The 23,122-nt window shown below is 39.6% G+C and carries 20 protein-coding genes and 1 pseudogene; 5 read left to right on the top strand and 16 right to left on the bottom strand.

Annotated elements, in window-relative coordinates; all coding sequences use genetic code 11:
* Positions 1-64: 64 nt before the first annotated feature.
* Positions 65-1,882: an acyltransferase family protein gene (locus tag QM406_RS06240; protein WP_414273731.1), complete on the bottom strand. Its 1,818-nt coding sequence runs from the start codon at positions 1,880-1,882 to the stop codon at positions 65-67.
* 131 nt (positions 1,883-2,013) lie between these two features.
* Positions 2,014-3,156 carry a tRNA guanosine(34) transglycosylase Tgt gene (gene tgt, locus QM406_RS06235; protein ID WP_004250663.1) on the bottom strand — a complete coding sequence of 381 codons (1,143 nt, stop codon included), beginning with the start codon at positions 3,154-3,156 and terminating at the stop codon, positions 2,014-2,016.
* 116 nt (positions 3,157-3,272) lie between these two features.
* Between tgt and QM406_RS06230 the strand changes: the two genes are divergently transcribed.
* Positions 3,273-4,130, top strand: coding sequence for a DUF975 family protein (locus tag QM406_RS06230; RefSeq protein WP_414273730.1), 858 nt, complete (start codon positions 3,273-3,275; stop codon positions 4,128-4,130).
* Between the two features lie 52 nt (positions 4,131-4,182).
* Here the strand turns inward: QM406_RS06230 and QM406_RS06225 are convergent, their stop codons facing one another.
* The 11 genes and pseudogenes from QM406_RS06225 to QM406_RS06175 all read right to left on the bottom strand — a co-directional run bounded on the left by QM406_RS06225 (position 4,183) and on the right by QM406_RS06175 (position 15,992).
* Positions 4,183-5,610 carry a cytosine permease gene (locus QM406_RS06225; RefSeq protein ID WP_153225648.1) on the bottom strand — a complete coding sequence of 476 codons (1,428 nt, stop codon included), beginning with the start codon at positions 5,608-5,610 and terminating at the stop codon, positions 4,183-4,185.
* Positions 5,610-5,795 carry a hypothetical protein gene (locus QM406_RS06220; protein ID WP_153225647.1) on the bottom strand — a complete coding sequence of 62 codons (186 nt, stop codon included), beginning with the start codon at positions 5,793-5,795 and terminating at the stop codon, positions 5,610-5,612. The genes QM406_RS06225 and QM406_RS06220 overlap by 1 nt, the downstream gene beginning before the upstream one ends.
* A gap of 1 nt (position 5,796) precedes the next feature.
* The gene (locus QM406_RS06215) at positions 5,797-7,575 is read right to left on the bottom strand and encodes a phosphotransferase (protein WP_153225646.1); all 1,779 of its coding nucleotides are present in this window, start codon (positions 7,573-7,575) and stop codon (positions 5,797-5,799) included.
* 352 nt (positions 7,576-7,927) lie between these two features.
* Positions 7,928-8,290 (bottom strand): DUF1304 domain-containing protein, encoded by a 363-nt coding sequence (locus QM406_RS06210; protein ID WP_414273729.1) that lies wholly within the window; start codon positions 8,288-8,290, stop codon positions 7,928-7,930.
* A 10-nt stretch (positions 8,291-8,300) separates the two neighbouring features.
* Positions 8,301-8,717 (bottom strand): MarR family winged helix-turn-helix transcriptional regulator, encoded by a 417-nt coding sequence (locus QM406_RS06205; protein ID WP_414273728.1) that lies wholly within the window; start codon positions 8,715-8,717, stop codon positions 8,301-8,303.
* Positions 8,718-8,882: 165 nt separating this feature from the next.
* Positions 8,883-9,680: pseudogene (locus QM406_RS06200) on the bottom strand (DUF2262 domain-containing protein); the annotation flags it as partial.
* A gap of 216 nt (positions 9,681-9,896) precedes the next feature.
* A complete protein-coding gene (locus QM406_RS06195; RefSeq protein WP_371608301.1) occupies positions 9,897-11,021 on the bottom strand; it encodes a LysM peptidoglycan-binding domain-containing protein in 1,125 nt (374 codons plus the stop codon).
* 176 nt (positions 11,022-11,197) lie between these two features.
* Positions 11,198-11,812, bottom strand: coding sequence for an HAD-IA family hydrolase (locus QM406_RS06190; RefSeq protein WP_371608302.1), 615 nt, complete (start codon positions 11,810-11,812; stop codon positions 11,198-11,200).
* A gap of 3 nt (positions 11,813-11,815) precedes the next feature.
* Positions 11,816-13,096, bottom strand: a complete 1,281-nt coding sequence (locus QM406_RS06185; protein WP_414273727.1) for an MATE family efflux transporter — start codon at positions 13,094-13,096, stop codon at positions 11,816-11,818.
* A gap of 60 nt (positions 13,097-13,156) precedes the next feature.
* Complete coding sequence (gene thrC / locus QM406_RS06180; protein ID WP_414273726.1) at positions 13,157-14,641, bottom strand: threonine synthase; 1,485 nt, start codon at positions 14,639-14,641, stop codon at positions 13,157-13,159.
* A gap of 73 nt (positions 14,642-14,714) precedes the next feature.
* Positions 14,715-15,992, bottom strand: coding sequence for a gamma-glutamylcysteine synthetase (locus QM406_RS06175; RefSeq protein WP_414273725.1), 1,278 nt, complete (start codon positions 15,990-15,992; stop codon positions 14,715-14,717).
* A 369-nt stretch (positions 15,993-16,361) separates the two neighbouring features.
* On the opposite strand from QM406_RS06175, the gene adhP reads away from it, so the two are divergent.
* The 4 genes from adhP (at position 16,362) to QM406_RS06155 (ending at position 20,490) form a co-directional block, all read left to right on the top strand.
* Positions 16,362-17,381 (top strand): alcohol dehydrogenase AdhP, encoded by a 1,020-nt coding sequence (adhP, locus tag QM406_RS06170; protein WP_414273724.1) that lies wholly within the window; start codon positions 16,362-16,364, stop codon positions 17,379-17,381.
* A 351-nt stretch (positions 17,382-17,732) separates the two neighbouring features.
* Entirely contained in the window at positions 17,733-18,722 is a 990-nt protein-coding gene (locus QM406_RS06165) for a PTS sugar transporter subunit IIB (RefSeq protein ID WP_248035889.1), read from the top strand.
* A gap of 29 nt (positions 18,723-18,751) precedes the next feature.
* Positions 18,752-19,564 (top strand): PTS mannose/fructose/sorbose transporter subunit IIC, encoded by an 813-nt coding sequence (locus QM406_RS06160; protein WP_060955180.1) that lies wholly within the window; start codon positions 18,752-18,754, stop codon positions 19,562-19,564.
* Positions 19,565-19,578: 14 nt separating this feature from the next.
* Positions 19,579-20,490 (top strand): PTS system mannose/fructose/sorbose family transporter subunit IID, encoded by a 912-nt coding sequence (locus tag QM406_RS06155; RefSeq protein ID WP_045763029.1) that lies wholly within the window; start codon positions 19,579-19,581, stop codon positions 20,488-20,490.
* Between the two features lie 234 nt (positions 20,491-20,724).
* On the opposite strand, the gene QM406_RS06150 is transcribed toward QM406_RS06155, so the two are convergent.
* The 3 genes from QM406_RS06150 to QM406_RS06140 all read right to left on the bottom strand — a co-directional run bounded on the left by QM406_RS06150 (position 20,725) and on the right by QM406_RS06140 (position 22,779).
* Positions 20,725-21,120 (bottom strand): leucine-rich repeat domain-containing protein, encoded by a 396-nt coding sequence (locus tag QM406_RS06150; RefSeq protein ID WP_414273753.1) that lies wholly within the window; start codon positions 21,118-21,120, stop codon positions 20,725-20,727.
* A gap of 668 nt (positions 21,121-21,788) precedes the next feature.
* Complete coding sequence (locus QM406_RS06145; RefSeq protein ID WP_004238875.1) at positions 21,789-22,034, bottom strand: hypothetical protein; 246 nt, start codon at positions 22,032-22,034, stop codon at positions 21,789-21,791.
* 166 nt (positions 22,035-22,200) lie between these two features.
* Positions 22,201-22,779, bottom strand: a complete 579-nt coding sequence (locus tag QM406_RS06140) for a DUF4230 domain-containing protein (RefSeq protein ID WP_414273723.1) — start codon at positions 22,777-22,779, stop codon at positions 22,201-22,203.
* Positions 22,780-23,122 lie beyond the last annotated feature (343 nt).

Raw genomic sequence — 23,122 nt, 5'->3', positions numbered from 1 at the left:
GAGCTTCTATGACATACTTTCTAAAAAGAAAAAGTAGAGAAAGGTCATCTCTACTTTTTAAATATTATTTTGACTTCACAGGTTTATCTGCCAAGGCCTTGATAGCTGATGCTATCGTTTCTGCGTAGAGCTTAGCTCCCTCTTCTAGTTTGGCATTATCACTTCCAAAGTGAACCTGGTCCGTTCCTTTCCAGATGTCTGGATGATCTTTAGATACCTGATTCCAGTCTGCAACCTCAATGTAAGGATACTTTTGAGCCACTTCACGCACATAGCTAGCATACTGTTCTACATAAGGATGAGTTGCTTGAGTTGTATCACCCTCATAAGGTGTCATAAGTACAAGTTGATGTCCCTTGGGTAGATTCGTTATCAAAGAATCGATATCAGCCTTATAATCCTCAGGGTTATTCACTCCAGTAGCAATAACGACTATTTTAGGGAGGACTTTATTCTGACTGTGATTGAGCATAATAGCATTGGCTTGCTTGGTATTTCTACTTACTTGACCATCTGTCTGAGCGTCTGGTAGAACCTCTTTAAGTCCAGGTGTTGCACGCAAGGTTACAGAATCTCCGATAATGGATACACCTTCAGCAATATTGTAGCGACTTGCTTCTGCTTGATCCGCCATGGTTTTTGTACGGGTGATATTGGTTTGAGCTTGATTGAGGCCATTTACCATCAAATCCGTTTCAAAAGCACCGACTTGGGGAGCTATGAGCATCACAATCAGTGTCAGCAAGCTAAGAAAACCGACGCTACCCGCAAAGATTGGTTGAATATGCGGAATTTCTTTTACCCTTTGCAATAAGCTAGTGTTCTTCCCGGCAATGAAAGGTTCAATCACATAGAAAGAAAGGCTTGCAAAGAGATAAGAAAAGATAGTGGTGAGAATCACTGCCGGTAGGTTGCTCATCAACTGAGAGAAAATGATATAAAACGGCCAGTGGAAAAGATAAACGGCATAGCTCGTATCAGCTAAGAAGCTAATTACCTTGGGTTCTTCAATCGTCGGAGTTTTCTCATGTAAAACTCGTGCTGCAACAATCATCAGAAGGGCAGCTAAACTTGCCAACAAGAAGCCAAGCAAGTAGGCAAAGAGATAATTAAATTTCACGAAGAAGGTCAATAAGAGTAAAACTCCGAGACCAGCCCCAAATACTAGCAAGGTCTGTTTCAAGTCTAGGGTTTGATTCAAACGTTTGAGAAGAGGTGTCGTATGACGAACTCCTATCAAGGTCGCAAGCACACTTCCTAAAAAGAATGGATAAACATGAGTCAAACTTGAAAAGTAAAGCGTTGAGTATGAGCTAACGATAAAGCTACCAATAAACATTGAAAGAAAGCTAACGACGAAGGTAGCTGAAGATAGTAGAAAAACCATTCCCCGTAGTTGCCCACCTGTTTTGGCTTGCTTAGACATAAGCCAAACTGCCAAGCCCCACAAGATATAGTAATGAACTTCAACCGCTAAACTCCAGTTGTGAACAAAGAGGTGAGGGATAAATTGAGATTCATAACTTCCTCCTGTCAGCATTTCATAGAAGTTAGTCATAAAACCAAGGACACCAGCAATCTGACCACCGATTCCTGCCACATAATCCTGTCGAACCAAGAAAGTAAAAGGCATAACGACCAGGATCATCAAGACAACTGGGGGAAAAATCCGATAGAAGCGTCTTCTAAAAAATCCTAGGATATCAATCTTACCTTTTTGTCCAAATTCTTCTAACAGGAGTGACGTAATTAGGAAACCTGAGAAGGTAAAAAAGACATCAACCCCGAAGAAACCTCCTGGAAAAACCGTCTGAAAGAAATGGTACAAAAGCACCAAGAGTAAGCCTGTAATCCTGATCAAGGAAAACCATTTAATACGCATACGAGTTTATTCTCCGTTCATTAGAGTAGTAAAAAACCATCTAATGTTCATTCCATACTACCTTTATTTTATCAAAAAAAGAAGAAAAATCCTAAGAGAAAACTTAGGATTTCAGCTTTAGATTGATAATCTTAGAAATTACGACCTGATTTATTGTAGCCATATTTTTCAACAAAATGCTCACGGAATTCCAAGAGATTGTCATCCATAATAGCCTGACGGACCTGCTTCATGAGATTGAGCAAGAAGTAGAGGTTATGGTAACTTGTCAAGCGGATGCCAAAGGTTTCGTCAGCCTTGAGCAAATGACGAAGGTAGGCACGGGTGTAGTTCTTACATGTGTAGCAATCGCACTCAGGATCAAGTGGGGTAAAGTCCTCCGCAAACTGGGCATTTTTGACAACCAAACGTCCTTGGCTAGTCATACAAGTTCCGTTACGAGCGATACGAGTCGGCAAGACACAGTCAAACATATCGACCCCACGAATAACCCCATCAATCAAGCTATCTGGCGCTCCCACTCCCATCAAGTAGCGAGGTTTGTTTTCAGGAAGGAGTTGAGTGGTGAAGTCCAAAACTGCGTTCATCTCTTCATGAGTTTCACCTACTGCCAACCCTCCGATAGAGTATCCTGGGAAGTCCATGCTGACAAGGTCATGAGCTGACTGACGACGAAGATCTTCAAATCCTGCACCTTGTACAATCCCAAACAAACCTTGGTCATGTGGACGACGATGAGCTTTTAATCCACGCTCAGCCCAACGGCTGGTACGTTCGATTGACTTCTTCACATAATCATAAGGCTGATAAAATTGAGGACATTCGTCAAAGGACATCATAATGTCTGACCCTAGATTGTTTTGGATAGAGATGGCTTTTTCAGGTGATAGAAACATTTTAGAACCATTGAGGTGGTTCTTAAACGTTACCCCTTCTTCTGTGATGTTACGACTATCCGCTAGAGAGTATACTTGGAAACCGCCACTATCCGTTAAGATAGGTTGGTCCCAGTTCATGAACTTATGAAGCCCACCTGCTCGAGCAATCAACTCATCTCCAGGGCGAAGCCACAAGTGATAGGTGTTGGATAGGATAATTCCTGAACCCATCTCTTTCAATTCTTCTGGCGACTGAGTCTTGACCGTTGCTTGAGTCCCTACTGGCATAAACATAGGGGTTGGGAAGGTTCCGTGTGGCGTGATAATCTCACCCAGACGAGCTCCCGTGTGTTTTTCTTTTTTAATCAATCGATATTTGATTGGCGAATCTGACATTTTTTACCTCCGAAGCTGGGAAAGACAGTCCCAGTTCTTACTTTGTGCCCAAGGGCATACTGTATGATTCTATCAAAAAAAACAGGAACTGTCACGAACTATGGTATAATGAAAGAATGAAATACCCAAAAATTGATTTAAAAGAAGTTCGCCAGCAGGCTAGACAATTTCAAGCTGAACATCCACGTCTATTGCTTGTCTTTTTATTACCAAGCATTTTCCTGATTCTATCCAGCTTTATAAGTCCATTATCCCTACTTGATGAGGGGATTCTTGAGCAATCCTTCTTTACTTTTTTGATGAGCTTGATCCAGTCTTCACTCTTTCCTCTAGCAGTCGGATTTACAAGTTCTATTATCCTAGCTGGTGCTCTTTTTACAACCATTAATCTTTACAGAATTTCCGAGATAGAGCTTTCCTTTAAAGATAGTCTGTCCTTACTTGACAATCGCTTCTTCACCCAGACCTTTTTGACTCTCTTGCTCAAGCGTTTCTATCTCTTTTTGTGGAGCATCCCTAATCTTTTTGGTGTCTACTTGCTCTTCTATAGCAGTGCCATGGCCCGTAAATTTGTAGAACTTCATCCCGAATTTCCAGCCGTAGACGTCACCAATTCAGATATCGAACATTTTCTGCTCACTTTTGCACTCTACTTCTTTGGTAGCGTCTTTCTGATGATTTTGGGAACCATTGCCTATCTGCCGCAATACTACGCTTATTCCCAAGTAGAGCTGCTCCTATGTGATACCCTTGCAATTGGAATTGCCAAGCCAAGCCGCGTACTCAAAACCAGTCGCTTCCTTATGAAAGGCTATAAATTCCAACGCTTCGTGCTTGATTTACAGCTACTTCCTTGGTATCTCCTTATCTGGATCAGCTTCGGAATTGCGAGCATCCCTACTTTCCCTTATATCTATAGTAGTCAATTCTTCTTTTATCAAAGATTACTCGAAATCAAGCGGAGAAAAGTTTAATGTGAATGATTAAAACCAGCACCTTCAATAGAAAGTGCTGGTTTGTTTTTATTTAAATGGTTACTTGATCTCTGTCTTTAATCATGTAGTGTTTTAATGGAGTTAGGCTTGCCAACCAATATAGGAAGCCACCAAAAATCGCCGTAAAGCCACTACCTGTTGTGATTAAGAAGATCGAACTTTGAATTTGTTTAGTTAGGGGATTGTAAACAAAGAGTACCGCAACTAACAGAGATACGAATACACAAGACAAACCAACTAAATTAAATCCCTTAGTAAACTCATAAGCCTGATGTCCATCTAAGAAATAAGCTGATCGTAAATCTAATTTCCGTTTTCTTATCAAGAAATAATCAACAACAATCATTCCAATAATAGGTCCTTGAATATAAGCTGCAAGCGAGATAAAAGAACCAAAATATTCTTCTACGCCACCCCAAATTGTTAACGCACTCACATAAATCATGGCAATCCAAACCATTAGTTTATAGCTCACCTTAGGCATACCGCTTTTAACAATCATACAGTTCACATAGGATCCTGTCCCTTGAGTTCCAATATTTGCAAAAGCTACTAGCAATAAACTAAGAAGAGCAAAGGTAGGAGTACTCAAGGTTGAAAGCATCGCAGTTGGATCACTCTCGTAAACTCCTGTTCTTACAAACATAGCTAGAGCCATAACACCACCCGTCGCAGCAAAGAATGGTGCTACTACGCCATAAGATAAAGAAGTAGCCCAATACCCACTACGTTCTGATTTTGCTAAACGTGGTAAAATTAATGCTTGCGTCGACCAAGAAAAGGCAGTCGCTACATTCCCCTCTCCTGAAATCATAAATCGCTCTAGCGGGCTCAAATCTCCTTGTACTGCTGGTTGAACGTTCATAATGTCAGTAATCGGAACTGCTACAAAACAAATTCCAACGATAATCAATCCAACAACTAGTAAAGCAATTACCATAAACCGATTAATACCTTTTATAACCTCCGGTCCACCAAGGGCAATCAAGGTCCCTAATAAGACACAAAGTGTCCCAAGAATTGGTGCCCAAATCCCCTTCTCCAGTCCAAGGCCAAAATTATTAGCTAGATGAATCATAGAACTGGCAAAAAGATTTGCAGTAACTGCATACCAACCAAAATTTGCTAAACTGATAGTTGTTGACAAAAATGCCACTCCGCGCTTCCCTAAAACCGCTCGAAGCCAAATCCATAAATCAATTCCGTATCTCACTGCAAACAAGGTGGGAAGACACTCGATAAAGACCCAAATAATATTAAAGCTAAAAATATTGATTAACATCTGGCTGAAGGTCAAATATTGAGCAACATACGCTCCTTGTGTGTAACACCAAGTTGCAATCGCAAAACCACTTGTTGATAAGAATAGATCCCAGAAGGAATATTGCCGATCCTTACTAGTCATTGGAACAATCCCAGTTATGGTTTCTTGTTGAATAAAGTCGGTCGTTTTCGACATTATTTAATTCCTCCTGTCATAGCTAAGATAATCAAGATTAGATTAATTCCAATGATAACACCAATCAAAGCAAAATCTTTTTTTAAGAATGGTTGCGCAAAATCATAGTCTGGAGATTCCATTTCTTCCAGTCTTCGTTTCGTTTCATCTGCTACCAATTGTTCAATTTCAGATACAGATTTCATCTTATTTTTCTCCTAGATATAACTCTAATGAAAGTTGTCCGTATTGTCTGGTAAATCGATACCAAGTATAAAGAAATTCTCCCACAGGTTTTCCAACACTCTCTTGGAATAAGGCCCACAAGAACCAATAATAAGATGTCACTGCCACATAGGCTAAATAATGACGTCTTGTTTTTGTATCTGGAACTTCTTGCAAGTAAATCTCAAGTACTTTCTCAGCTTGTTCAACAGTATAATTCGAACAACCAATGAAGGTACCTAAATCCCCTGCAGGGTCCCCCATACCAGAATACTCCCAATCAATCAGACTCATCTCCTCTTGTTCGTTTAGGAGAAAATTAGGACTATAGGAATCTCCATGACATAAAACTCTCTCAGTGTCATCCTGTTTTAAAAATTCTCTAATAGTTGAAATGTTTTTATCGAGTTCATCAAGTCCATCAAACTCAAAACGATTGCTAGCCTTCAATTTTTCTCTAAAATCATCAATTCCTACAAATAAATCAAAATTATGAGTTGTCTTCTCTCCAGACTGATGTAGTTTTCTCAAGAGCCCCATAGCTTTTTCTACATGATCCCAATTATCATAATCAAGCGGTCTAGCGTTAGGGATAAATTCTGAAATCTTCCACCCTTCGTTTTTATCCATTGCAACAAATGTTCTGTCTATTTGTAGTTTTGCTGCAATTTCCATAGAAGCCGCTTCACTTGACCTGTTGATATATTTTTCAGTTCCTCTTCCAGGATGACGGTAAACATATTTTTTATCAAGACAATCAAAGCTAAAGGATGTATTGGTCAAACCATCTTTGAGTGGTTTAATATGAACAATATCCGAAGCATCACAATTCAAGGTCTTGCAGATATTATCAATAATCTCAGAATTAGAATTCATCAAGTAGCGGTCATCAAATTGACGCAACTCATCTAAGGAATCAAATTCTTTAACAATATCCGCTGAATAATGACGAGCTTCTAAATGCAATTCATGAACATTGCGGGTATAGTAATCTTCCCAGAGCTGTTCTTTATAGGGCTCGTGTTTAAACTCAGTTTCTAAAATTTTTACGAATTTTTCACTAAAGGCACGGTCAAAATACACATGTCCCACCATAGCCCAAGTGTCTTTACCACCAATCTGTATGTCAACAATCATGTTGTTGGAGTCTTCGGTAGCACAATATTCGTCTGTCTCGCCTTCCACAAATATTGTTGAATAGTAGCCCCTATAAATATACTTCTCAAATGGATTTTCGGCAAAATAATTGTCCGATGAACAAATATAAGTATTTGATAGTTGATCTCTAACCAACATTAATGAAGAACAGTTATTGTATTTATAGTAATCATTATTGACAACGATTTTTACACCATATTTTTCAGCAAGGTAAAACATTTTTTCTTGTAAATAACCTACAATAACTGTAATATCTTCTATACCTGCTTCCTGTAGTTGTTCAATTTCCCTTTCAATCAGGCGTTCCCCTTTAACTTTTAACAATCCTTTTGGTACTTCGTAAGACAAAGGTGCAAATCGACTACTCATCCCTGCAGCCATAATCACTGCATTTTGTACTCGATAAGGCTCTAAAGCTTCTTTTCCTAACTCAGATAGGTGACCTTCTTGATCAATCCAATTAGCTTCTTTCATTTCTTTAAGCAGGGAATTAATTGTTCCTAAAGAAACTTCCAATTGTTCCGCTAACTGTCTTTGTGTAAACTCCTCTTGTGGATGCTCTTGCAAAAAAGACAGTAGTTTAAATTGTTTTTCTGAAATCATATTGATAACCTCTTTTTGTTCAATGCTTGTTTAAAAAAATTATAGTATGAACATTCGCTTTTGTCAAGTATTATCCAAATAAACTTTAATAGTAAAGAAGTAGTCTTGAATAACATGACCACGCATTTCCATAAGTTTTTAAAGATTTACAAACATCACTTCCTTAACCACACTGAAGTGAACCAACTTAAAAACAAAATTCGTATAAAAGTCTAATCATAAATAAAAAAGCGAACCATACTTGTTTCTGATACTCAGAATTCTATCTTGTCCGCTTTTTTATTTAATTTATCAAGCATAAGGATTTATAATAATGGATTCTTAAATCCAATATTTTTTCCACCTCCGCTTTTTATTTCAAGAAAAGGATACTCAAAAGTGCTAAGATTGCCGGTCCACCTTGCTTGAGAATGATTTTTTTATCTGCTGTTAAGGCACCATAGGTCGCTGCTCCTATGACAAATAAAACAAAGATTGTTACGATTTCTAAGCTATGTGAGAAATAAATTCCGTAAATAAGAAATACCCCAATCAAGGCATTATAAATTCCTTGGTTTTTAAACAATGAGGTTACAGATGGTCGAGTCAACTCTTCCATTTCCATATTAAAGACTCGACTGGTGGCGTCTGATTGGGTTGCCATACTCTCCAAATAAAAGATATAAAAATGCTCGAGGGCAACAATAGTTGCTAAAATAGTAGTAATGATTGACATCGTTTTCTCCTTAAAATTCTATTTTTTCTAATCCTGATACTAGTTTTACCAACAAAGCTGTCAGGTCTTGCTGCTCAGTAGAGGATAAGATGTTCTCCATCTGCTCCTTCACTCGCAAGTGATGTTTAGGCGGATTGACCAAGAGTTGATTCTTGGCTTCTTGGGTTAATTCAACTAAGACTTCTCGCTGATTGATTGGATTCCGATTGCGACTGACATAGCCCTCTGACTCCAGTATCTTAAAATGACGGGTCAAGGCTGCCTGGTCAATCTGTAATTTCTCCTGAACTGCAATCTGGTTACAGGGTGACTGTTGCAGTAAAAACTGCAGGATTTGATAGCGGGTCAAACTAATTCCCAATTGTTTCTCAAAAAGTTGAGTGATGGTCTGATCTGTTAAATGGAGTTGGTATAGCAATTCATGCATTTTTAGTATTTTCTCCTTTCTTTTATATTTGATTCATCAATAGTTGACTTGTCAAGTATAATACAGAAAGATTAAAAACGCAACTATTTTGCTCACTCCAAAAAATAGCCTCTTGGTTTCAATCCCAAAAGGCTATTAATTCTATATTCTAGATAAAATCCAGTACTAACCTACCAAATCTGCTCGAAGGATTTCTCCCTCTTTATCGATGACAACTTCGATGGCATGGCCTGCAAAAATTTCCTCGCTATCATCATAGTAGAGAGTCAATTCCCCATCTTCGTTGATTGATAGCTCACTCAAGGAAAGTGAGTTGGTAAAATACTCTTCTATTAACTCCACATCATTTTCATCTGAATCAATCCAGTCTTGAGCTGTTTCCCACAATTCTTTGACGATATAGTTTTTAATCTGAGCATCATGGACTTGGAAAGTTCCCATAAATTTCTTTAAATCATCAAAAGAACTTGGAGGAAGACTTTCATCTGCACCCGCATCAAACATAGCATGAATCTTACCGCCTTCATAGGTGATGAAGCCTTCAAACCAAGAATAGGCTCTATTTAGGGTGAACTCGCCAAGAGCGTCTTGAATGATAACAGGTTTTTGATAGCTTTCAATCAAGGTCTCTAACCTAGAGTCCGTGGATTGGTCATCTAGGTATTCCAGCAAGCGGTAGCAGTTGTTCGCCACTTCTGACATATAAGGCTCTAGCTCCATGAAGGGGCGTTTTTGACATTTAATACGATGAATGTTGTAGGGTTCAAAACTAAAGCCCCATCGTTTTTCTTCAAATTCTTCTGGAGTCAAGAGCCATTCCAAACGTCCTTCAAGTTCAGAAAAGTCCTGAGTTTCGACATTGACACTAGCTTTAAAATGAACGGACGGTATCTTGCATCCATCTTTTAAAGAGATTGCTCCATTTACATTTTGGAGGGTAAAAATCAAGAGCTCAACAATTTCTCCGCAAAATTCCTATTCAAAATCATCTCTTGTTTTCTCAAATGGAGTTTTTAATCGTTTTGTCATTCTTTTCATCCTTTCTCTCTATGCTTAAAATCGTTAGATAACTTTGTATACGCTTACATTATATCGTGTTTTAGATTTTATTTCACTTATAAAGCGTGTCATAACAAAAAAAGAAGCTACACTTTTAAATGTATAGCTTCTTATTAATCATTAGTTCATAGATACGTGAACGTGATCATAGTGGTTTTCTGTAACACTACCACGGTCTGGCATTGGATTCCAAGTGTAGGCTGGTCCGTATTTACTATCAAATGGTGCATAGAAACGTTGTTTCCAGATGATGTAGCTTATGCCACGGCTAGCCATATTTTGGATAGCATAATCTGCAATTTGGTCTCCAAGAGCAGAGCTTACTGGAACCATAAAGTCAATGGCAAGTCCTTTTCCGTGGTCTCCACTATCTCCTGGACGGTAACCACTAAATGATGTGATTCCGAACAAGTTAGCTACTTCCTCTTTAAAGGCAGCCGTTTGTGGCTGAAGACCTGCATTTTCTGATTTTGAAGCTGCAATACTTGCATAATCAGGTGCTGCTGGTGCTGCATAAGTCGCTGATGAACCTTGGCTTGCTTCAGCTTGATAAGTTGATGGTGTTGATTGAGTCTCTGCTACAGTTTCTGTAACTAGTGCTTCTGTTGTAGTCGTTTCTTTCACTACAAGTGTTTCTGCTACCGGCTCTTCTACTGGTGCTGAAACTTCTGCAACAGCTCCTGTTGTTGTTTCTGCTGCAGATTCTTCTGCTGGTGTTGCAACTTCAGTAGTGGTTTCTACTACTGACTCTTCTACCGGTGCTACAACTTCTGTAACAGCTGCTTCTGCGACTGGCTCAGCTACAGTTGTTTCTGCGACTGGTTGAGTTAAATCTTCAACCTGTACAGTTTGGTCATCTACAGTGACTTGGTTGGTTGTCAAATCTGCTGTTGCAGTTGTGCCTTCGCCTCCTTGAACTGCATCAGGGGTTTGAATTTCAACCTCTGTCACTTCTTCTTTTTCATTGACAGTTGTTGTAAGGACTGTCTCAGGGAAGATCAAATCAATATTGCTGATCTTGTTCAGGTTAGCAAGAACGGTCACATCCACTCCCAAAGCTTCGGCAATGGTACTTAAGGTATCACCATACTGAATCGTATAGCTTGTTTTATTCTCATTCTTAGTAACATCGTTTTGAATTTGCTCAACACTACGCGCTGTCCACACTAATTCTTCTGCTTGGGTTGCCAATACAGGGGCAAGGGATAAGGCTACTGTTGATGCTAAAATAATTCTTTTCTTCATACTATCAAACTCCTTTTCAAATGTAGTACCTGTCTATCATAACACAAAGAAAATAGAAAAAAAGCCCTTTTGGGGCTATTTAACAGAACTGTACATTCGTTGTAACAAATCACATTACTTGAAATAGTTTGTTAGTTTCTTGTCATCAGGCTGACACATTCTTCTTGCAGAAAATTCTAGAAGGAAAGCGAGCTAATGTCTTCTAAATGCTCTATCTGTTGATTACAAGTTGCAGGAGAGGCAAGAAAATTGATACTCTGGATGCCACTGTTTTGAGCAAATTCGATATCCAAAGTCCGATCGCCGATATAATAAGTCTGCTGAGGATCTAGTTCATACTTATCTAGAAGATAAATCGCAGCTTCTGGACTAGGCTTCCGAGAAAAGCCACTTTGATTGGTTAAAATTTCTGTGAAATAGTGGGCCAAACCCAAATTCTCCAAAATTGTAAAAGCATTGTCCCCTTTATGGGTATAAACAAACTGCTCAATCCCTTGCTGATCTGCCCAAGCTAAGATTTCACGCGCCCCCGGCATCAGAACAACTTGAGCATTCTTCTCAGCCAAACTCTGAGCACGAACCTGATTGAGCATATCAGCATCCAAGCTTCTTTCTTCTCCCACCTTTTCCAACAGATCTTGAACGGAAGTTTTTAGAATAAAGGCACGAACCTCAGCCTTATCATAAGGAATGTCAAACTGGGCAAAAGTCTCTTCGATTCCTGCTAAGATAGCCTCATAAGAGTCTAACAAGGTCCCATCTAAATCCCAGATAAATCCAATTTTTTTCATATGTCATCCTTTCAAAGAGATATATTGCTTATAACGATAGCGCAGGAAGAACCAGCGAAAACCATTATCCAAAAGCGTTCCTGCCCAAATACCAGGCAAGCCCCAACCAAGAACAATTCCCATCAGATACCCTGTTCCGATACGGATACACCACATTCCGATACTTGTCGCATAAAAGGGGAGGCGTGCATTTCCCAACCCCTGCCAGACAGCTGTATAAATGACTGTTCCCGTCGTCATAGGAGTTCCTAGTAGTGAGAACAGCGTCACCAAAACACTGGCTTTAATGGCCGCAGGATCACTAGTGTAGAGGTGACTTAGGGGCGTTCCAAGAGCATAGATACTAAGTGTTAAGGGCAACATGAGAAAGAGCGATAGCCAAAAAGTTTGCTTACTTAAGTTGTCTACCCTTGCCCAATCATCTTCTCCAACTGCTCGAGCCACCTGCATGACTGTTGCTGTAGCGACACCAAAGGCTGGCATATAATTAAACTGAGTCAAGACTTCACCGATTGCATTTCCTGCGACTGCCTCCGTCCCAAAGGAAACAACCAAGGCAATAATGACCACATCACCAGCTCGCATCATGAGACGCTCTCCCGCTGCAGGTAAAGCCAAAGTCAGCAAGTCTTTATCCAGTCCAAACCTTGGTTTCGTATATGGAAGTTTTAATTGTGAGCACAAAATGATAACTCCGACCAAACGAGACAAAATAGTTCCCCAAGCTACACCAGCTATGCCCATATCAAGAACAAAAATAGCTAGACTTGAAAAGAGAATATTCAAGGCATTGGATAAAAGACTCACATAAAGGGGAAGACGCGGATTATGGGTGGCGCGAATCAAGGCTCCTAGACTAGTCATCAAGCCCAAGAGGACGATTGTTCCACCGACCAAAGCTAGGTATAGTCCTCCACTCTCAGCCACAGCCGCTTCTGTCCCCAAAAGACCAATCATCTCTTGACCGGCAAAGATGGACAAGAACCCTAAAATCAAGCTCAAAAGCAAGGTTATCTTGAGCGCTTCTGTCACGTGGTAGGCTAGTCTAGACTGGTCCTTCTGCCCCAAACTTTTGGAAATAACACTGGAAATCGCAGCTCCTAGAGCAATAAAAATCGCTTGGTAAATGGTGATAATGTTACCCGCTACAGACACACCCGAAATGGCGATTAAGCCTAGATGTGCTACCAGATAACTATCCACCATTCCCATAAGCATCTGTAAAAAATTTTCACCCATGGCTGGCAGAGCTATGTTGAGAATGTCTTTATATTTCTTAAACAATCCTTCCTCCTGATGAAAAGAAACTCAGTTAGTTTCCCAACCGAGTTTACTTCCTCTGTTTTAAAGTCCTAGATAAGATTCTACTGCAGTCTGCATCTCTGATGCTGCAACAGTTGTCTTGTGACGAACTGGAGCTGTTTCAAGGCCATCCACTGCTGGTGGCACTGCTACTCCTGAGATTTCATGTAATTGAGCCAAGGCTTCAAAGTCGCTAAGACCTGATTGTCCAGTTACAGCTTCTACTGCAACGACTGGGAATTTGTAAGGACTAGCTGTTGAAGCAATCACCGTCTTAGTCACATCGCCTGTTGCTGCTTGGTATTTTTTAAATACGGCTGAAGCAACTGCTGTATGAGGGTCCTCAATATAAGAATCTGACTCGTAGACACGCTTAATTTCTGCTGCGGTTTCCGCTTCTGTCGCATACTCTGCCGCAAAAAGATCAAGAATCTCTACATCAAAATCTTTCAATTCATACTGACCTTGAGTGTTCAAGGCATCCATGAGTTCAGCTGTCTTAACCGCATCATTACCCAAAAGATGGAAAATCAAGCGCTCCAAGTTTGAAGATACCAAGATATCCATAGACGGACTAGTGGTCACCTTAAACTCGCGCTTCTTGTCATAGACACGAGTTTTAAAGAAGTCTGTCAAGACATTGTTGTCATTTGAAGCACAGATTAGTTTCCCAACTGGCAGACCGATTTGTTTAGCGTAAAAGGCAGCCAAGATGTTCCCAAAGTTTCCTGTCGGAACGGTGAAGTTGACCTTGTCACCAGCCTTAATCTCGCCAGTCTTAACAAGCTGAGCGTAAGCATAGACATAGTAGACAATCTGTGGTACCAAACGACCGATATTCATAGAGTTGGCTGATGAAAATTGCAACTTGTTGGCTGCTAATTTTTCACGAAGAGCCACATCGTTGAACATATGTTTGACGTTGGTTTGAGCATCGTCAAAGTTTCCATCAATAGCGATAACATGAGTATTTTCACCAGTTTGAGTAGTCATTTGCAACTCTTGTACCTTGCTGACACCATCCTTTGGATAAAAGACGATAATTTCAGTACCTGGAACATCCGCAAAGCCTGCCATAGCAGCTTTCCCAGTATCCCCAGATGTCGCTGTCAAGATGACAATCCTATTCTCCAAACCATGTTTCTTAGCAGCTGTTGTCATAAAGTATGGCAAGATAGACAAGGCCATATCTTTAAAGGCAATGGTTGAACCGTGAAAAAGTTCCAAGTTGTATTGGCCATCGAGTTTGACAAGAGGGGCAATAGCTGGTGTATCAAACTTGCTGTCATAGGCATTGGTGATACAATAGTCCAACTCTTCTGCTGTAAAGTCATCCAAGAAGGCTGACAAGACAAGTTTCGCAACTTCTTGGTAAGAAGCATCTTTTAATGTGTCAAAATCCAAGTCTACCTTTGGATAACTCACTGGAGTAAACAAGCCTCCATCTGTTGCCAAACCTTGCAAAATCGCTTGGCTGGCTGTTACTGTATTGTTCGCATCACGCGTTGATTGATAAACTAATGTCATAATCTCTATCCTTTATCTATAGTCTCATCCATTATAACATGATTTTTCAGAAAATTCTCCCTTTATAAAAAAATTATAGAATCAATTTTTCTTTCAAAGGCTCTAAATAGGTCATTTCTTGCTGACCTCTTATCTTAAGACCTTGCTCTGCTATCGCTAGCAAGTCTTTTGAGAATTGAACAATTCCAGCTGTTTCTTCATCTGTGAGCTGTTTCTTAGAAAATTGTCTTCTCAAAGACTTGTAGTCACGACCAAAACTTTCAAAGAAAGGAGCTGTTTCTAGGTAAGCTTCAAGCTTGTCAAGACTCACCAACAATCCTAGATGAAAGGCTGCTGAAGCAAAGGTTCGGTCTAGCGGTTGTGTACAAACACTACGAAATTCGACCGTTCCTCGAGTTGTTAAGTCTTGGAATTGGTAACTACGGTGGGTTTGGAAATCCTTCTCTTGAGGAACAAGCAGAGTTTCTTTTCTATTTAGAGTATAGGCAGTAATCTCATCAGTATCTAAGTAATCTCTAGCCCGAATTGGAGAAAAATAGTAGGTTTCCCCGTCACGTTCTGCCGTAAAAATCGCAGAGCGGTCTAGATAATCAAAGAAATCATCCTCATCTTTGAAGAGTTTTGAATTGACACCGACATTCTCTGGATAAATTCCATGCATGGAATCTTCCCAAAAAATATCTCGTGAAATCAAAGTATCCCATTCTGCTCCCGAAAACTGAGAATTAGCAAACAAGTAGGCCTTGGCTGCCTCTATCTGAGTGAAAGCATTGATGACACGTAGGTAGTTGGCGGTCGAAACATCCAACTGAACTTGACTACCACAGATAAAGGCTCCATATTGTGGAAAGTCATGTAAATGCGTACTTTCTTGGTGAATCCCCATACTCAGATAAGCCATCAGCATCTGGTAGCGAGGATAAGCAACAGGCCTATTATCATTGATATCCCAGTTCGGGTGAATCCCCCATCCTTGGATAGCATGATCCTTTTCTCCTAGCTTCTCCTGAATTACTTCCATATAAGCTCTAAAGCGCCCTTCCACTTCCTGAATACTCTTTGCCTTCCCAAAAGCAAACTCCAAGGTCGTGTAAGAAACCTCAAACAGAATTCGATCTTGACTCATCGGTTCTACAAGTTGAATTGGATTGCCATCCTGGTCCTCCTTTTCAACTTTCAGACTGAGAGCATCCACCAAAAAGCACATCAAATCCTTACTGACTTCAATATCTGTAGGCTGACCTTTCTTATGAACGATTGGAAACTCCAACTCAATGCCAATGTAGAGCTCTGGATTTTCTTTGATATTCTTTAAATAGCGGTCTTTTAATAACTGAACTGAAGGGGACATACATACCTCTCATTCTAACTTCTCATACTAGAAAACAAATTACTCTCTATTATACCAAAAAGTCCTAGAGAAGGACCTTAGAAAATCTGTTTGCAAGCTCGCTCCCTAGATTTAAGACCAAATAACTTCCTCATTATATGAAATTTTATGCCAAGACGTCAGATATCATTGTTCAATTTTCACAGTCTCATCAACCGGTTAAGCGATTACATATGTTTTTGCATCAAATCCCTTGTACTATATTAAATATAGTGATACAATTCACATATAGACAAAAAAGAGGGCAGTTCAAATTCGACTTCACTTGAAAGCTTTTCAAGCCAAGCCCCTTTTCCTCTGCACCTCAACGACTAATCAAGGAGGATAGCTATGAAAGCTGTTGTTGTAAATCCAGAAAGCACTGGTGTTGCTATTGAAGAAAAAGTGCTCCGTCCGCTCGAAACTGGGGAAGCACTTGTTGAAGTTGAGTACTGTGGTGTTTGCCACACAGACCTCCACGTTGCCCATGGTGACTTTGGAAAAGTTCCAGGACGCGTTCTCGGTCACGAAGGGATCGGTATCGTCAAAGAAGTTGCTCCTGATGTTAAAAGCCTCAAAGTTGGCGACCGTGTCAGCGTAGCTTGGTTTTTTGAAGGCTGCGGTATGTGTGAATACTGTACAACTGGACGCGAAACTCTTTGCCGTTCCGTAAAAAATGCTGGCTACTCAGTAGATGGTGGTATGGCAGAACAATGTATCGTAACTGCAGATTATGCTGTTAAGGTTCCAGAAGGGCTCGATCCAGCCCAAGCTTCTTCTATCACTTGTGCCGGTGTTACTACCTACAAGGCTATCAAAGAAGCAAAAGTTGAGCCAGGTCAATGGGTTGTCCTCTATGGTGCTGGAGGCCTTGGTAACTTGGCTGTTCAATACGCTAAAAAAGTGTTTAACGCTCACGTTATCGCAGTTGACATTAACAATGATAAACTTGCTCTAGCTAAAGAAGTTGGTGCTGATATCGTAATTAATGGTCTTGAAGTCGAAGATGTCCCAGGTCTTATCAAAGAAAAAACAAACGGTGGTGCTCACTCAGCTGTCGTAACGGCTGTATCAAAAGTTGCCTTTAACCAAGCAGTTGACTCTGTTCGTGCAGGCGGTCGTGTAGTAGCTGTCGGACTCCCTTCAGAAATGATGGACCTAAGTATCGTCAAAACAGTTCTTGACGGTATCCAAGTCATCGGTTCTCTCGTTGGAACACGTAAAGATTTGGAAGAAGCCTTCCAATTTGGTGCTGAAGGACTGGTTGTACCAGTCGTTCAAAAACGCCCTGTCGAAGATGCCATTGCTGTTTTTGATGAAATGGCTGCTGGAACCATCCAAGGTCGTATGGTTCTAGACTTTACTCATTAAGATAAATAATAAATGCCAAAACGAGGTAGGGACAGAAGATCCTACCTCGTTTTTTTAGCAATAAAATTTTGATACGACAACTAATTGGACTTGGGGCAATTTTTAGACGCCCAAGAGCACTACTGACGTAAACTTCCTAGCACCACCGCTTTTTTATATTAAATTTTTTTACCATTTTATAGACGATTTTACAAAAAGTTTATATATCAATATCTGTAAAGATAGAGCTTTGAGATTTTTTCACTCTTTATTATAATTAGTTGATTTTTTGATGAAAACGATTTATACTTAAGGAGTCTTAAAGTTTTCTTAAACTACGAGTCAAACATTTTATAAGGAGGAATGACAATAATGAGTATCGGAATCATTATTGCGAGCCACGGTGAATTTGCCGCTGGTATTCATCAGTCAGGATCTATGATCTTTGGTGAACAAGAAAAGGTTCAAGTTGTAACCTTTATGCCAAACGAAGGTCCAGATGATTTATACGCAAAATTCAACAATGCTGTGGCTGCATTTGACGCAGAAGATGAGGTTCTAGTCTTGGCTGACCTTTGGAGTGGTTCTCCATTTAACCAAGCAAGCCGCGTAATGGGAGAAAATCCTGAGCGTAAATTTGCCATCATCACAGGACTTAACTTGCCGATGTTGATCCAAGCCTACACAGAGCGCCTTATGGATGCTAATGCTGGAGTGGATAAAGTCGCTGCGAACATCATTAAAGAAGCCAAAGATGGCATCAAGGCTCTACCAGAAGAGATAAACCCAGCTGAGGAAGTTGCAACTGCTGCAGCTGCTCCTGTAGCCCAAGCTGCCATCCCAGAAGGAACTGTTATCGGAGACGGTAAATTGAAAATCAATCTTGCTCGTCTTGACACACGTCTTCTTCATGGACAAGTCGCAACTGCTTGGACACCAGATTCAAAAGCTAACCGTATCATCGTTGCTTCAGATAACGTAGCTAACGACGATCTTCGTAAAGAATTGATCAAACAAGCAGCTCCTAACGGAGTGAAGGCTAACGTTGTACCAATCAAAAAATTGATTGAGGTTGCAAAAGACCCTCGTTTTGGTGAAACACACGCCCTTATCTTGTTTGAAACACCTCAAGATGCCCTTCGTGCTATCGAAGGCGGTGTGCCAATCAAGACTCTTAACGTTGGTTCAATGGCTCACTCAACTGGTAAAACAATGGTCAATAACGTATTGTCAATGGACAAAGACGACGTTGCTACATTTGAAAAAATGCGCGACCTTGGCGTTGAATTTGATGTACGTAAAGTACCAAACGACACTAAAAAAGATTTGTTTGACTTGATTAGCAAAGCTAACGTTCAATAATTAACATTAAATAGAAAAGGAATAAAACCATGTCAGATATTTCATTCATTTCTGCTATCTTGGTTGTAGTTGTTGCCTTCTTCGCAGGTCTTGAAGGTATCCTCGACCAATTCCAATTCCATCAACCAATCGTCGCATGTACCCTTATCGGTCTTGTAACTGGTAACCTCGAAGCAGGGGTTATGCTTGGTGGATCACTTCAAATGATCGCCCTTGGTTGGGCAAACATCGGTGCTGCCGTTGCTCCTGACGCTGCCCTTGCCTCTGTTGCCGCTGCAATCATCATGATTAAAGGTGGTAACTTTACTACTGAAGGTATCGCAGTCGCAACTGCTACTGCAATACCTCTTGCCGTAGCTGGACTTTTCTTGACTATGATTGTTCGTACAATCTCAGTTGGTTTGGTTCACACTGCTGACGCTGCTGCTAAAGAAGGAAACATTACAGCTGTTGAACGCGCTCACTACTTTGCCCTCGCTCTTCAAGGTCTACGTATTGCTATCCCAGCTGCACTCTTGCTTGCAATGCCAACTGAAGCCGTTCAAAGCGTATTGAACCTTATGCCAGAATGGCTTAAAGGTGGTATGGCTGTCGGTGGTGCTATGGTCGTTGCCGTTGGTTACGCATTGGTTATCAACATGATGGCTACTCGTGAAGTATGGCCATTCTTCGCTATCGGTTTTGCTCTTGCAGCAATCTCTCAATTGACTTTGATTGCCCTTGGTGTCATCGGTGTTGCCCTTGCCTTCATCTACCTCAACCTTTCTAAACAAGGTGGAAACGGCGGAGGAGGAGCTGCAACTTCTAACGATCCAATCGGTGATATCCTAGAAGACTACTAGAAAGGGGAACAATCATGGCTGAAAAAATTCAATTATCAAAATCAGATCGCCAAAAAGTTTGGTGGCGTTCACAATTCCTTCAAGGTTCTTGGAACTACGAACGTATGCAAAACTTGGGTTGGGCTTACTCTTTGATCCCAGCTATCAAGAAACTTTACACTAAAAAAGAAGACCAAGCTGCTGCTCTTGAGCGTCACCTCGAGTTCTTCAACACTCACCCATACGTAGCTGCCCCAATCATGGGGGTTACTCTTGCACTTGAAGAAGAACGCGCAAACGGTACTGAAATTGATGACGCTGCTATCCAAGGTGTTAAGATCGGTATGATGGGACCTCTTGCTGGTATCGGTGACCCAGTCTTCTGGTTTACAGTTCGTCCTATCCTTGGTGCCCTTGGTGCATCACTTGCTGCAACTGGTAACATCGTTGGTCCACTTCTCTTCTTCTTTGGATGGAATGCAATCCGTATGTCTTTCCTATGGTATACACAAGAGTTTGGTTACAAGGCTGGATCTGAAATCACTAAAGATATGTCAGGTGGTATCTTGAAAGACATCACTAAAGGAGCTTCTATCCTTGGTATGTTCATCCTTGCCGTTCTTGTACAACGTTGGGTATCAATCAACTTCACTATCAACCTTCCAGGTAAACAATTGTCAGAAGGTGCCTACATCGTCTTCCCAGAAGGTCCTGTTACAGGTGGAGAATTGAAGGGAATCCTCGGCCAAGCACTTAGCGGATTGAGCTTGGATAGCGTTCAACCACAAACCCTTCAAGGACAGTTGAACTCATTGATCCCAGGATTGATGGGACTTCTCCTTACTTTCCTTTGCATGTGGTTGCTTAAGAAAAAAGTATCTCCAATCACAATCATTCTTGCCCTCTTTGTAGTTGGTATCGCAGCTCGTTTCTTCGGTATCATGTAATCTTGGTGAGAATGTACAAACAAAAAAAGAATCAGGTTTATCACCTGATTCTTTTGGCTCTTTGTCAAATAGTGTTGATGAAGAACCTAATGAAAAAAGAATCCAACAAAAATTGGACTACCTGTCTCCGGTTGAATACCGAAGACGGTAGCCCTAGGGTGTTTTTATTAAATTCTCACTTTTTGGGGTCAGTCCCTAAGCCTGATAGTAATTTTTTGTTCATACTATTCCCCTTTAGTCATTTACTACTTTAAGTTGCATTGCTTTAGCTACTTCTTCTGCCTTTGATCCCTTAGGTGTATGGATTTCTACATCTGGGTTACAGTTATCCACAAAATAGAAGTATTCTGTAATTGCTGTTACACTTGCTGGAATTGTAATAGATTTAATTGATGATGTCCCCCAGAAGACTAATGTTCCAATACTCTTTGTTCCTTCTGGGAATACAACTGATTCTAATGAACTGTCAGAGTTGAAAACATCATCTTCTACTGTTTCTATTGACTTACCAAAGTGGACATACTTTAACTTATTGTCAATCGCAAACGCACCTTTTCCAATATATCGTACTGTATCTGGTAAAACGATTGCCTCACAATGTTTCAAGTTCGCAAGACCACGTTCTCCAATTGCGATAACAGGTTTACCTTTAATTTCCTTTGGTACACGAACAACCTTATCGTCAGAAGTACAACTATAGATGACATAACCTTCTTGCCATTCATCATATGTGAAGTACTTTTCATCTGTCTCTGGGAAGTCTTTGAAGTTCTTCTCTGTTACTTCAGAGTTATTTGTTGTGTTATTTTTTGTTTCTATTGTAGAAGTACTTGTTGTGGTATTTTGTTTTGACTCCTTAGGTCCGCATCCTACTAAACCTTATAAGAGTACTGCTGCACATAAGCCTGATAATAGTTTCTTGTTCATTATTTCTCCTCCTAATATTTTATGAACATATTAATACTTGTATTGTTATAGGATGTAGATATTCTTGCTAATATCAAATATTTCTATTTAATCTTCCTATAAATATACGCATGTTAATATATTAATATCTTTAAGGATTTATAACTATAGTTCCTTAATTTTCCCAGTAAAAAAACGAAAGGCACCACAAGTTATTTATGTGTTTTCTTTAAACGATTCATGTACTTCTGTCGCAACTTCTCACCCGCCTTTAATTGCGGTTGCGATAGATTGAGGACCTAAATATGCATCCCCTGTTATTAGTTCATTTCTATTGTATTCTGATGTTGACCGAAAGTCAAATTTTTACCTTTCATCTAGAACACTAAAGTCTACTTTTGTTCAATTGCTGCAACGACAAGGTCACATGGAATAATATGTTCACTACCTGCCACTTCATGCGTTGATCTTCTTCCACTTTCATCTGATTCACCAAGTTCCATTGTAATAACCTTTACACCAGTTACTTTCCCACTCTCATCACGCAATACTTCTTTAATATTCTCTAAGAAATGGAATGTAACACCTTCATTGTGTGCATCTTTGATTTGTAGTGTAGCTTCTAGTATATTGTTCATATGGTCATCATTCTTTTGTTTTAGGTTTCAGCGCTTTTAATATAATGGATGTTGGCCTTTTTGTATACACTAAAATAGGGTTGGTGGAAAATTTCCATCAACCCTAAAAATTATAGAACCACACAAAACCCTGACCAGAGATGGCCAGGGTTTTGTATTTCAAAAATTATTCTGTAAATTCTATAGTTACTTTTACTTCAGAATCCATTGAAGAAAATATTGTTTTATAATAATTGATTGCAGATTCTTTAATTTCACTCTTAAATTTATCTAAATACTCTGCTTGTTTATCACTAGAAAGTTGGTTAGCGATCAATTTCCCAGTATCAATATCTTCTGTAGTTCCACTTAATAACTCTCCATGACTATCATATAAATCATAAGGATTATCTTTTGAAAGTTCAACACCAATTACTTCCAATTTTGGAACAATAACCTTATATTCTTTTTCGCTTATTTGTTCAACCTTTACACTACTTTTAATTCCAAATTTAGCTTTATAATTTAAAATTACTAATGCTGCTTTTTTAGAGAACGGCACATCAAACCCAAAAACTTGAGTTGTTTTTGTTTCAGAAATAATTTCATTAATTCCCGCATTCAAAAATACAACTTCATTCACTTTTTCAATACTTTCGATATTAATTGACGATTTGACTTCTGATTTATGTTCCTTAGGTAAGAAAAATAGCACTCCAATAGCTATAATAGCTATTAATACCACATTCAATAGTACACTAAACATATTAACTTTCTTCTTTAATATAGACAAGATAAAAAAACCTCACTTTAAATAATCTATCTAAATTTTACACATTCTAAAGAAAATAGTCAATATTTTTTCGTACTATCTTCTAAAATTAATTGTGCCTATTAAAAATGAAATTAGTTTGTTGCATTTGATTATATTTTTTGAACACCAAATCCATTTAAAATTGAGTGCTATTTTGAGCACTAAAAAAGGGCTCTTTTCTACCATTTGTCAAGTATATCAAGGGGCTTAAGTAAAAAAAGAGATGAGACAGTAGCTATTCTGAGGTTACTGTCTTATTTTTACCACTTATTGATCCATAAAAGGGCATGCTAAA

The organism is Streptococcus infantis (assembly GCF_047465035.1).
GTDB lineage: Bacteria > Bacillota > Bacilli > Lactobacillales > Streptococcaceae > Streptococcus > Streptococcus infantis_T.
This window is presented reverse-complemented; position numbering and strand designations above follow the sequence as displayed.